The organism is Prevotella communis (assembly GCF_022024175.1).
GTDB lineage: Bacteria > Bacteroidota > Bacteroidia > Bacteroidales > Bacteroidaceae > Prevotella > Prevotella communis.
Genome location: NZ_CP091794.1, coordinates 2920847 through 2934567, shown reverse-complemented (window position 1 = coordinate 2934567; position 13721 = coordinate 2920847). Strand labels below are relative to the sequence as shown.

General features: G+C 46.2%; 5 protein-coding genes. All 5 read left to right on the top strand.

Annotation, left to right across the window (positions count from 1 at the left end; translation table 11 throughout):
• Nucleotides 1-13 precede the first annotated feature (13 nt).
• Nucleotides 14-1057: a fimbrillin family protein gene (locus L6466_RS11745; RefSeq protein WP_237802753.1), complete on the top strand. Its 1044-nt coding sequence runs from the start codon at nt 14-16 to the stop codon at nt 1055-1057.
• Nucleotides 1054-2985 (top strand): fimbrillin family protein, encoded by a 1932-nt coding sequence (locus tag L6466_RS11740; RefSeq protein WP_237802754.1) that lies wholly within the window; start codon nt 1054-1056, stop codon nt 2983-2985. Before L6466_RS11745 ends, L6466_RS11740 begins: the two co-directional genes overlap by 4 nt.
• Nucleotides 2986-3085: 100 nt before the next feature.
• Nucleotides 3086-3451, top strand: coding sequence for a LytTR family DNA-binding domain-containing protein (locus L6466_RS11735; RefSeq protein ID WP_237794752.1), 366 nt, complete (start codon nt 3086-3088; stop codon nt 3449-3451).
• Between the two features lie 273 nt (nt 3452-3724).
• Nucleotides 3725-11293, top strand: a complete 7569-nt coding sequence (locus tag L6466_RS11730; RefSeq protein WP_237802755.1) for a hypothetical protein — start codon at nt 3725-3727, stop codon at nt 11291-11293.
• A 103-nt stretch (nt 11294-11396) separates the two neighbouring features.
• Entirely contained in the window at nt 11397-13670 is a 2274-nt protein-coding gene (locus tag L6466_RS11725) for a COG1470 family protein (RefSeq protein WP_237812986.1), read from the top strand.
• Nucleotides 13671-13721 lie beyond the last annotated feature (51 nt).

The window sequence follows — 13721 nt, the reverse complement described above, 5'->3', positions numbered from 1 at the left end:
ATCACGCAACTCTATGAAGATAAACAAGATATTTATCCTGGGATTAGCCATACTGCTGGCCGCCTGCACTGCTGATGAGGCTCCGCAAGCGCAGCAGGCATCGGGTATCCTGTCGTTCTCTACTACTATCAATAACTTCGAGGGCGAGGATATAACCCGTACCAACTTCGCTGGCAATGCCTTCGAGAATGGTGACAAGGTGAAGTTGAAGATTATCTGTCCCTTCTCGTCGCGTACAGAGTTTGGCGAGACCACCTATGGTAATAGTTTCGATGCTTTCTGGTTGCTGAAGTGGAATACCAGTCAGTGGATCAATATCGTGGCCAAAGATGGCTACGATATCAATGGCGACTACAGTCCTTCGGCATCGCCCAATATCTATGATCGCTATGAAGCCCAGCAGACGCCTTATGTCTATACGGCGCAGACCTGGAGCGAAGAGCAGATTTTTATTGCCGGCAATGGCACGCGTGTAGAGCAATACAGTAATGTGTTCCACGCTAACCAGACCAAGGCCGCCGATTATAAGGCCTGTGACCTGATGTGGGCACAGACCATCCAGCAGACGGGTTCATACAATGTGCACCTGAGTTTCAAGCACGTGATGGCGGCGCTGCTCATCACTATTAATGACAGTACTAATCTTGGTATCTCTGACAATGCCGTGCTTACCCTCGAGGGCATGCCCGATATCGACCAGGCAGAGGTTATCGTTGGCGACTACTATGCAGCCAGGAGTAAGGTGAACTCTAGTAATTATGGCTATAAGAATAAACACAGCTGTACCCAGGCCGAGAACGGCACCGTGATTGGTGTGGCCGTTGTCGATGATAATCAGGCCAAGGCTTATACCACGCCTATCGGCAACATCCAGCAAAACGGCATCTATACAGCTTATAACGCAGGCAGCAAGACCTACCGGTTGATAGTGCCTCCCTGCACGCTTTCAGGCAAAGCCACCTTCTGGTTGCGCGATGGTGAGAAGCGCTACAGCATGCAGCTCACCCAGACCACCTTCGAGGCAGGTAAACTCTATAAAGTAACGATGAAGCTATGATGAAATCATATAAGATACTGTTTCTGGCTATGGTGGCCCTTCTTGCTGCCTGCAGCAGTGATGAGGATGTATTCTCTACTGGCGATGCCGTGGAGTTGAAAGGCATACAGGTTGCTATCGCCGGCGAGGATGTCTCTATCTCTCGTGCCGCTACCGTTGCCCCATTGAAAGTCAGCGTGGGACGTACACAGTTCGTCAACGAAGACAAGATAGTGTTCACTACGATTAAGCGTACCCATAGTCCGTTGGCGGCTTTCACCTATAGTAATATCCACTATCTCTATAATGGTACCAACTGGGAACGCACACCTAACGGTACTGCCAGTGATCCTGAAAAAATATACTGGTCCGATGGCAATAATGATCACACCTTCATTGCCTATAACCTGCCCGAAGGCTATCAGTGGGCGACGCAGTCCAATGGTACGGGTAGCGATACTTATGCCGGAGAACTGGGCTCAGGTAAATCTGCTATCGTTTACAATAGCAATGATGATATAAAGCTGGAAGACCCGCTGATTCTTTTCAGCGACACCACCAAGGCCGATAATGGCGGACTGACCACCACGGTCTATTTTACGCATGCCTTGAGCAATGTGCGTGTGGTGGTGAATATCAAGGACTTTGCCGCCAGTGCCAGTGCCGTGGATACGCTGGTCAAGGTGAGTCATTTTGTGCTCCACAACCAGCCTTGCAAATACACCTGGGGTGCCAACAGTAAGGATGATGTCACAGCCCTTGATTTCAATGCCGATCAGCAGTCCACCAAGGATATTACCCTCTGGTGCCCCAAACCAGAAGGCGAGGGAAAGGCTCAGAGCAAGACCTTTACCTTCTATGGTCTGACAACGCCGCAGAATGCTGCATTCCATGAAATCAATGCCAACAAGCAGCCGTTGAAGTTCTCGTTCGAGGTGGAATATCCTGATGCGATGGATCCTACCCAATCAGTCAGAAAGACCTATATGGGCGAATTTGGCGATACGGTTCACTTCAACTCTGGCGTATGCACCACGTTGAACATCACGTTGAACCACCAGAATGAGCAGATGTTCATGGATGTTGAGTATAGTGACTGGAACTTCGTGGCTACGCCCGACCTGGGTGCCCTGCGCAAGAAGTCCACCTTCATGGATATCAATAGCACTGTGACCATCCATACCGATGCAAACGCTACCGTTGACGATGCCACATGGCTTTATCAAAAAGGTGGGGCGCTTATGGATATCTATGGTAATAATGGTGATAGCCGACTGACGCCTTACCGCATCACGTCGGCCTCGCAACTCCTGTCGTTTGCCAAGGAGGTAAAGGCTGGTGTGGATTTCAAAGATAAGTTTATCCGCCTGGATGCCGACATCACCATGCAGTCGAGTACGGCCAAGACGAGTGCAGAAGACTCTACTGCCACTCTCAAGGCCGTCGAGTGGATTAGCATCGGCGATGCCGACCATGCTTTCAATGGCACCTTCCTTGGTGGCGACCGTTATATCAACCGTCTCAATGGTAACCCTCTGTTTGCAAAACTGGGCCCGGCTGCTCTTGTCGAACAGCTTTATATCACATCTATTGGTAGTATCACAGGTGGTGGAGCCCTGGTCGATTCCAATGAAGGCGTTATCGGTGGTTGTAAGGTGGTAGATGATGTCATCACCACCGGTGGTGCACTTATCGGCACCAATACGGGTACGGTCTATGCCTCCTATTATACGGGTGAGACCGTTACCACTCAGTTGGTAGGCACTAACAATGGTAAAATGGTTGGCTGCTATCAGTCTGCAGATATCGCATCCTTTGACGAGTCCCTGTTGGTGAACCTGGTAGAAAGACTGAATAATGAACTCACGGCATGGTATAAGGATAACGCCTATACCCGGTTCTTCTTCGTCTATCTTACTGCCAGCTACCCTACGGTACAGAAACAGTAACCCTCATGGTATAGGCAAAAAAAACTTAAATAGTTTGCAGAATCGAAAATAGTTTGTATCTTTGTGGCCACCAATGTTGTATAATATATATAAATAAGGTATGGCACCTCTTCTTCAACCAAGGTTAGTTCTGAAAGGACACGAAGAAATATTCTTCATCGACCTAAACAACGTACTCTATTTTCTTGCAGATGATCATTACGCTCACGTTTACTACGCCAGCGGCTATCATTGCATGGTGCCTTATGGACTGTCTAAGATCGAGACCCTCTTGCAAGAGATGGACGATGATACCTCGTTTATGTTGCGCCTCAGTCGCAAATACATTATCAATATCAATAAACTTCAGCGCATCAGCACCGTAAAGGCAGCCATTGTTCTCCTCGACGATGCTGGCAATGCTGTTACGCTCCCTGTTTCAAAGGCTGCTTTACGTGAAAATATAGACGTGCTTTCAGGATTATAGAGTGTTCTTTTTCCTTAAATTAAGCGAAAATGTGCCAAATTCTGTAATTTCACGTAAAATTCTGTATGTTTCACGAAAGATGTCGGTACTTTTTAGATGCCTTAAGTTTTTTTCTTGTATCTTTGCGCTTGTTAGCATGTGAATGCTATGTGTATATTAATGACACTTTAACTGAATTACTAACCATTTTACTGTACCATCTAATATCGAATTCTAGCGTTTAGATACGTGTTAAATATATTATAAAATTATTAACTTAAAAACGACTAACTTATGAGAACAGAATTTGTTTACTCGGTAATTGCTTTAGGCGCAATTCCAGTTATGGCAAATGCAGCCGACGTTAATGTGAAGGCAACACAAATTAATGCTCAGGTACTCCAGTCTGCTAATGGCAAATTGGATCTTGGCAAATTTGCGCTTGCTCCTGGTATGTATGCTTTGAAGGGCATAGTTACAACAAATGTTTATGATGTTAAGATTAAGGTTGATGGCGAAGAAAAGTGCCGCATCTCTGCTGGTCCATCAGCAGTAGAACTGGGTGATAATGATGAAAATAATGTTGTCATCGATCTGACCAAAAAGACAGGCATCACTGAGGTTGCAATTTCTCTTGAAAGTACCGATCCTGAGGAGTCTGGTGCTGATTTCACGTTTGGTGCCCCCTTTATCAATCTGACATTCGATTTTGCTGGTGCTGTTGAAGCGCTGAAGGGCCAGTCTTCCACTTTAGCTGCCAAGATTAATGGCTATGCATATTCTGATGCTTTCGAGTCATTAGGCAAGAAGTATGCTGCTAAGAAAGAGGATGCTGATTCTCTTGAAAGGATTAACCTGAAGATTGGTAATATCAAGACAAATGCAGAAGCCAGCTATGATGACTATGTGAACTTCAAACTTTATGCGGAGAAGTCTACTATCCAGAAAGAGATTGAGGATTTGGATGCTAAGACTGCTGCTGCTGAGGCTGCTTATCTGAATGAGCAGGCTTACGCCCGTGTAAATGCTGTTATCACAACCATCAAGGGTAAGTACAACGCTGCTGTTACAGAATTGGAGCAGGCTCTTATTAAGGAGGCTGCATATCTGCTTGGTAATGCTGAGAAAGAAAACACAGCCAAGTATGATCTGAATGAAAACATTAATAAGAAGATCACTGAGGCAACTCAGGCCAGCTATGCTTCTTATACCGGTAAGACCGCTGCTGCTGACGAAGTTACAAATAAGGGAAAGATTCCTACAGAGGAGCAGATTAGTGATATCGTTGCAAAATGGAAGGGTAAGGCAGTAGATAATCAGAAGGCCTACGATGATTTGCATGCCATTGTGACAGGTTTCCAGACCCGACTTGATAATGTTAAACCTAAGTCTAATGATATTTCAACCGCTTGGCCTAAGACTGAGGCTGAGAACGCAATTAACGCACTCAACACCAAGATTGAGAATGCTAGGAACTCTGCTGCTCAGGTAGGTCTTGACATTACAACAGAGCAGAAAGCTGCTGAGACAAAGCTTAGCACCCTGGAGAGTAAGGTGGCAACAGCTAATGCTGAGTTTGATGCCAACAAGGCTACAACTGAGGCTATCGCTACTTTGCAGACCAACTTGAATAATGCTAAGACCGCTGTCAACGCATTGAAATCTACCGATGGTCTGTATGAGGCAAAGAACTACTATGAAGCATACGTAAATGACATTCAGAATAAGATTTCAAAACTCACAAGTGATGCTGCTAAGGCCTATAAGGCAGACGGTACAGGTACCGCACGCACCTTCAATGAAGCACTGAAAACCAAAGATATTCAGGATTTGATTGATACTTATGCTGGTACTACAGAGCCTGCTGTTGATGGTATGCCTAAGCAGGCTGTTGCTAAGTATAATGCTTTGCAGACAGCTATGGCTAAGTACAAGACAGATCTCGACGCTGCTCGCGACCAGGTGAAGGATCTTGCAATCTATACTGCTGAGGGTTATGACTATAAGACAAAACTCGACCTGATTCAAAAGCGTATCAATGACATTAAGAAGGCTATTAAGACTGCTCAGGAAAAAGTTGGTGCAGAGCACTGGGCAGCTATGCTCGACATCAATGCTGATGAAGCTATCACTACCGACATTGCAACTTTGCTGACTAACGTTCAGGCCGACCAGAATAGCTTCGACGCTACTGCATTGACAGATTCTCTTACAGCCCTGAATGATAAGATTACGGCATTCTCCGCTAAGGACGCTTCTAAACTTGGTGACGATGTTGCTACATTCAAAGGCGTTGAGAAGGAAATCTCTGACGCTTATGATGCAGTTGTTGCCGCAAAGAATGCCGCAAAGAATGAGATTGATGCTAAATCGGAGACGATAGACTATACCGGTAAAGTAAATAAGGATAAGTCTGGTTGGAGTACGGCCTTTGTAGATCCAGGCTATTGGACTAACTATCAGAATCAGACTATCAATGGGCTTGCGATGGTTGAGCATTGGTGTGATGCATCGAATAAGGATAAATCCACTGGTGATGTATTGTATCAGACTGTAAATGGTCTTGCGAATGGTCTTTACACTTTAAAGGCTTATGTAAATGCCGTTGACCAAGGCAATACCAATATTGATAAGGAAGATATCGCTTTTGTTTTTGCAAACAACAAGAAAGTGCCTGTTAAAGTAACTGGTGGTGCTACCAATACTATTTATACGATTGAATCTATTGCTGTAACAGATGGTACTCTGAAATGGGGTATCAACAAAGAAAAAGGTGGAACCAACTGGCATAGCATTCAGATTGAGTCTCTGAAGGCTAATACCGCTTCTGTGCTTCAGGGCTGGGGCGAAAAGGTTACTAAACTCATTGCAGATCAGGCTGGTCTTGAGACCTTTGCAAAGAATGTTGAGGACAGGGTTGCTGCTAACGCTCAGGCAAAAGCCGATCTCGCTACAAGCATTGGTGATAATGAAGCCACTCCAAAGACAGGCTTGTGGAAGAAAATCGATGATTTCAAGACAACCTATAAGATTGGTACTGCTAAATCAACGCTGGGTAACACTGGTAAGGACGGTGGTGCTGTAGCAAAGGAGGTTAGTGATCTGGAGACCGCTCTCACCACGCTGCAGGGTAGCAATAGTGCTTTTGTTCCAACTACTGTAACAAATGTAGATAAGACTGCTTCTGTTGGTACAGATGCCGCAGCTTGGACAGGCGCTAGTGGACTTGCTGGCACATGGGCTGCTCCTGCAGTTAACGGAAAGCAGATGGTTGAAACATATAATGCTTCTAGTTGTCAACAGACAGGAACCATGTTGAAACAAACCGTTTCAGGTCTTAAGAACGGTATTTACAATGTGGTAGTATGTGCTAATGCGATGGCTGCAAATAATGTGGATAATGACCATGCAATTCAGAGTGATGCAGCTGATGTCGCATATGTTTTCGCTAACGATAAAAAGCAGTGGATTACAGCTAAGAAGGCCGGCTCAACTGCCGCTAATGGAGAGTTCACGTTTGATAATGTCTTCGTTACGGATGGAACTTTGACCTTGGGTCTTGAAAAGGTTAAGGCTGGTACCAACTGGCACACAATCCAAATCAAGTCTTTGACCTATCGCGAGAATGACCAGACCCTTGTCTATACCAATACTGACGAGAAGACTCCTGGTTTAAACGTTCAGTACACTAAGTTGTCTGCTCAGCTGACTGCTCTTGAGGAAGCTGCTCCTGCCATTAAGGCTAAGGTGGAAGCTAATGGCAATCTTAAGACTTCCGCATTAAAGGCTGTTACTGATTTGCAGGCTGCAGAACTTGCTGCTCTGAAGAGCTTGAAGAATGTAACGAACGAAACTGCAGTGAGCGATGATGCAACAGCTAAGAAGGGAGACTTCAAGGTATTTGAGACTGGACTTGCTGCCGACAAGTCTTATACTGCTAAGAAGGCCGCTATCGATGCCGACATCGAAGCTATGAGCACGGCAATCGCTGATTCTGCTGCTGCAGAAACACTGGGTAGTGCATGGAAGGACAATAGCATCTCTGTCACCAAGAAGGTAAATAATAAGGATGTTACCACCGTTTATTCTATCGCCACAATCACTCAGGCTATCAATAACTTGAAGGCTGAAGCTAAGGCTGAGAGCGATAACTGGGAGGCTTACAAGGCTCTGGTGGACAACAATATGGCTAAGTTGCAGCCTGACACCATCTTCACGAAGACGGATGGAAATAACCTCGTTGCATTGTCTGAAGCAGAGATTGCAGCAGTTTGCGGTGAAGCTGCCAAGGATTACTACTTAGGTTTACAGCAAGACTACGCTACTAAGAAGGCTACTATCCTCACTAACATGAAGAAAGACCTGACTGATCGTAAGTCTGTAAGCACTAAGGATGCCTTCGTAACAGAGATTACTAACCTTATCGCCAAGGTGAAGGCTGTTAAGAGCGATGCTATTGCCAATAAGAAGAAGTACGACGAGCAGAAGAAAGCTGCCGATGCTACTCAGACTCTGTGGAACAATACTTATACAGAGATTGCTGCTACCGACCTTAGTTCTAAGGTGCAGGATTGGCTCAATGAACTCGATTCTATCCAGGTAACACTGACTGGATATAAGGAGGCTGTAGAGGCTAACTATAAGGAAGGTAAGTCTGTTGCCGGTACTAAGGACTTCGCTGCTATCCAGGCAAGTATCGAAGATGTGAAGGCTCGTCAGAACGCATCTTACAGCGAGTTCGTTACTGCTGACAATAAGGCTGCTCACGAGAGCTTCATGGGTTACGAGAAGGATGGTAAACATGTAGATGGTACTATTGACCTGGCAACAAAGGCTTATCAGACAGCCGTTGAGGAGCGTGCTAAGTACAGCTCAACCAATGCAGCCATCAAGGATGCTGTAGATGCTGCTGCCGCTGATCTCGATGCAGCACTCTATAGCTGTCCGACAGACATTGCAACTCTGACACAGAAAGAGAATGCTGCTTATGTTGCTACTGTTAGTCCTGAGGTATTCAGTGTGGACGACTATAACACTCAGGCTACCACTATTCAGCAGAATATCACAACCGCTCTCAATACCTTCAAGGATGCCGTTAAGACTGCTATTAAGGACAATGTATGGACTCCCAAGAAGGATACATTCAATGACAAGCTGTCTGCCGCTAAGAATGCTATCAAAGCATACGATGCCGATGCCCAGAAGGATGCCTTCAAGGATGTTGAGGACTTGATTGCCGCTGGTGAGAAAGCTCTGAATGAATGGAGTCTCGCAGACGTTGAGGCTGCTATCGATGGTTTGGCTGATATCGACAACATGCTGGCTGACGACAAGGACGCTGCTGCTGCTAAGGATATCGACAAGCGCATTAAGGCTGCTGACGATAAGTATGCAGAGATTAAGGCTGACATCGAAAAGAAGACTATTGCTGACGACGTGAACAACGTTAAGGCTACTCAGTTGGATAATCTTGAGAAGGCATACGACGACAAGGATGATAAGACGAAGACCGACGTGGCTTACGCAAAGTCTTTGAAGAAGAATTTCGCAAATCGTGACGAAGCCGCTGGTATCCTCGATGAATTCCTGACAATTGCAGACAATGCTCAGAAAGCAGTTGACAATGCTATTGCTGCCGATAAGGATAATGCCAAGGCTTACGAAGAGATTCTGGCTGCAATTAAACCTCTGGAGGATAAGTTGACTGAGGCTAAGGCTGCAATTGCTCCTTATAAGTATGCCACTTCGTCCGCTACACTCGAAGGCTTGGTAAAGCAGGGTAAGGATGCTGCCAAACAGTATAAGGAGGCAGGTACTGCTGTTGCAAAGAAAGCTACATTACTGGGTTATATTGAAAGTCATGCTAACGATGTCGAGGAATATCTGACTACTGCCTTTGGTACTGAGAAGACAGGCCTTTCTGCCGACATCACCGAGCTGAAGAACCAGTACAATGCTTATGTGGCTGCTAATGGTCTGGGCGAGACAGCAACTGCTTATAAGAAGGATATCGACGATCTGGAGGCTGCTGTTGCTGCTATCGCTATCGAGGACCTCGACAAGCCTGCAGATGACATCCAGTATGACGAGATCTTGGCTGCTACCGCTAAGTTGGTTAAGCTGCAGAACGATATCGCCGACAAGGAGACTGAGTTGCTCGCTGCTAATGCAAGCACAGCTAATGCCGACGTACTTGCTGACTTCAATACTCAGATTGGAACTCTGGAGACTACTGCTTCACTCGAAGGCAACGATGCATGGGTAGGTGATCAGAAGGTTGGCGACAAGAAGATTTCTGACGCTATCGCTGAGATCCAGGCACAGATTGCTGATGTCAAGGCTGCTATCCAGGGCGAGGAGAACATCTCGTTCTACAAGGATCAGTATCAGGCTAAGCTCGATGCTATCAAGACAGCTCTGACTCCTGTTGCCAATGCTATTAAGGGTTACCAGGATCAGTTTACTACTAACGCTACGGCTTATGAAAAGCTGTCTAAGGAAATTGACGATCTCCAGAAGGCAATCAATGATGCTAAGGCTAAGGTTGGTACATACGAGTATGTTGGTGATGCCTATCTTTATAGTATTGAGGAGTATAACGATGCTGAAGAACCCGAACTAACCGGTGGCGCTCAGAAGTATTTGAATGATGCTGCAAAAGCCATTGAAGATGCTAATAAGACAAAGTCTTTGACAGAAAATTCTGCAGTGGCTAATAAGGCCAACATTGAGTCTCTGATTCAGAACTATCTTAATAATAGTGCCTACTCAGAACTTGATGCGCAGAGACAGGCACTGTCTGATGATCTCACAAATGTTATCAATGTTAAGTACAAGGCAAATACATACTCTAATGCACTTTGGGCAAGAGTGATTGCTGAGAAGGTTAATATCGTCAAACATATTACGGCTCTGTGGAAGGAATATTACACTTCTATGCAAACGTATGTTGGTTCATTCGACGTTGAAGCACAATACTTCCTCAATGTTTCTGGACTTGGTTACTATTACGTCAAATATGAAGATGGAAAATTCTTCTATAAGGATTGCACCAGTGATGCCGACTTTGCAGAACAGATGAAGACTGTAGCTGCTATTGCTAAGGAGATTACTGACCTTGCAGATGCAATAGATAACCTCAGCCTGCTTGGTGATGCTAATGAGGATAAGGCTGTGAACGTGCTCGACTACCAGAAGGTACTCAACATGATTCTCGATCCTACTGCTCAGCCTGCCGGTGATAGCGACTTGTTCCAGAATGTCGATATCAACCAGAATGAGGTGATTGAGGTTGGTGACCTGACCGCCATTGTCAACTACATCCTGACACACGACTGGAATGGCTATGCTGCCGCTCGTGCCGAGAAGATGGAGGGCGAGAGCCTGACAATGACACAGGGAACAAACCGCATCGCTGTCAACCTGGCCAACGTTACCGACTACACCGCATTCCAGATGGATCTGGTACTGCCAGAGGGTATGAAGTTGGTAGGTGCTCAGTTGAGCGACCGTGCTGGCGAGAGCCACAAGCTCTACAGCCGTACACAGTTGGATGGCAGCATCCGCATGGTAGCTTCTTCTGTGAAGGGTGAGACCTTCAGTGGCAATGAGGGCGCAGTGCTCTACCTCGAGGTTGAGGGCACAGGCACACCAGAACTGCTGAACATCCTCTTCTCTGACGCTAATGCCGTAACTCGTAGCTTCGCTATTGGCAATGATGCTACTGGTATCGATACTGTTAGCACCTTTGAATCACTGAAGCAGAAGGTTTACGACCTCGGCGGACGTGTGAAGAACGGTCTGAAGAAGGGTATTAATATCATCCGTCGTGCTGATGGTACTACCGGTAAGGTGGTGAAGTAAGCACGTACTTCTCTAAAAATGTAATTGTTGGGTGGCAGCTTCGCTGCACTCGGCATCGCTGCCACCCTCATTTCTAATACATTAATCAATAAAATTCATGAATATGATTAATATAACGACAATTAGAAAACGGATGACTAAAGGCATGCTGCTGATGTTGCTCTTCTTGGCACAGACAGTGATTTCATCCGCTCAAGTGAAACTTTATTTGGAGGACTTTTCTGTATCAAGAGCCGATATGGGAAGTGCCAATGGCAAGGCTGTTTCACTGATACTTGACAATAATGCAGTTGCCACACAGCTGCAAGTGACTATAGACCTCCCTGAAGGTCTGGAATATGTTCCTAACTCAGCAAAAAAGACAGACCGTATTAAGAGTGGTGATGCATATATTGATGCTTCTACCGCTACTGGTAAGCTGGTTATTGTGGGAACAGACGTGAATGTGGCTGTTGGCAGTGGTGCTGTGATCACTTTCAATGTAAGACCCGACGCCACGCTGAAGGACGGTGATCATCAGATTAAACTGACTGAGATCGTTGTTTCTGACGAGAATGCCAATCTGCTCAACAATGTTACTGCATCCACAAGCACAGTGACGATGCTTAGTCTGGGTTCTTGTAAGATGGAGGCTCCCGCTATGCTGGAGGCAGAATTAAACAAGGAGTATCAGATTGATGTCACCCTGAGCAATGAGGGCGTTGATAATGTTGCTGCTGTTTCAGGTACTGTTACTGTTCCTGCCGGCTTGGAGATTATCGCAGGCGAAGAGGGTAAGTTCATCCGTTCTGACCGTGCCCAGTCTCCTCTGAGCTTCAAGGTAAAGGAGTTTGATGGCTATACTAACTTTGTACTGAGTTCTAATAGAAACACTGTGATCACTGGTACGGATGGTGTCCTCTTCTCTTTCAAGGTAAAGGCTGATGCCTCTCTGGCTGCCGGCGCCGCTATCAAGTTGAGCGACCTCCGTGTTGCTGATACAGATGGTAAGTCTGCTCCGATGTCAGATATCGAGATTAAGGTGGTTATCAACAAGCTGAGTGTTGCTAAGTACGAGTTGAGCACTGCTATTGAGAAGGTGAAGGCTATCGAGACAGAGGGCATGGAAGGTGCTGACGCACTGGCTGCCGCTATCCGTCAAGCTGAGGCTGCTCTTAATGCCACAACTATCGATGATGTTGACGTTGCTAAGGAAGCACTGGCACAGGCTGTATCTGTGTTCAACAAGGCAAACTTGGCCGATGGCCTCGTAGAGATTGCCCAGAGTCAGGGTAAGGATCTCGACGACTTCACACGTGCTGAACTGGTAGAGGGTGAGGGCTATAACACCTATACTGTAAATGGCGATCTGAACATTGCTATCAAGATGATGAATATCGATGTAAAGGGTTGCGACTATATAGTTATTAAGTTTGCTGAGCCTGTTGCTGCAGGATGGCATCTCGCATTCTGGTCTAACCAGGATCTGGTTGATGTTCCTGCCGGTGCTACCGAGTTCAAGTATGTGTTTGCCGATGATCCCAAGTGCGGTGTTTCTGCAGATGGCATTCTGCCACAAATCTGCATGATGACCTTCTTCGGTGGCTTCCAGGCTCCCCTTGTAGCCAAGGTTGAGGGTATCTACAAGCATGTTGAACCCGTTCATACTTGGAACTTCACCAAGTGGAGCGAGGCTACTGTTGCCAATCTGAAGGCCGATGCTGCTGCTAGTAAGGTTGCCGGATGGAGCGATGTAGAGAAGAAAGCTGATGCCGAAGCTGGTAACGATGCTCCTGAGGCTACTAAGGACAACTGCTTCTGGGCAGTTATTGCCGAGGGTGGCGAGTTGACCGCTAATGGTGAGGTTATCGAGGAGTTGAAGGGTCTGCAGTTTGGTGCTACCTTCGCAGGCAACCGTTCACTGGCTATCGCTGTGAACTATCCTACAACAAGTCTTGGAACTTACGCCGGTCCTGCATACCTCTGGCTGGGTGGTAAGAACTTTGAGTGCTTCACTATCCCTGCTGTCAAGGGTGGTACCACCATCAAGATGGGTGTTGAGTCACACAAGTTGACTGATGCTCGTGGCGTACAGCTGTTCGCAGGTGAGACAGAGTTGAAGGATGCCGCTGGCAATGCTGTCGCAGCTCCAAAGACTTACACCGAGCAGACTTGGGTTGTTCCCGAAGGCAACGCTTTCGACATCGTCGTAAAGAATACAAATGGTTGTCACATCTATTTCATCGATGCAGAGCAGGATGAACAGACACTGACAAGTATTAATACCGTGAAGAGTAGCATCAATGATGGTGTTATCTATAATCTGAACGGTCAGAAGGTGAGCAAGGCTCTGAAGGGTCTATTCATCATCAATGGTAAGAAGGTCGTTATTAAGTAATAATATCAAGCCTTAACACGATCCGCCCCCTGTTGTCGAGTTTACAACGGG

Coding starts and splice junctions, on each gene's coding strand:
- L6466_RS11745 (WP_237802753.1), top strand. CDS start 14: ATGAAGATAAACAAGATATTTATCCTGGGATTAGCCATACTGCTGGCC.
- L6466_RS11740 (WP_237802754.1), top strand. CDS start 1,054: ATGATGAAATCATATAAGATACTGTTTCTGGCTATGGTGGCCCTTCTT.
- L6466_RS11735 (WP_237794752.1), top strand. CDS start 3,086: ATGGCACCTCTTCTTCAACCAAGGTTAGTTCTGAAAGGACACGAAGAA.
- L6466_RS11730 (WP_237802755.1), top strand. CDS start 3,725: ATGAGAACAGAATTTGTTTACTCGGTAATTGCTTTAGGCGCAATTCCA.
- L6466_RS11725 (WP_237812986.1), top strand. CDS start 11,397: ATGATTAATATAACGACAATTAGAAAACGGATGACTAAAGGCATGCTG.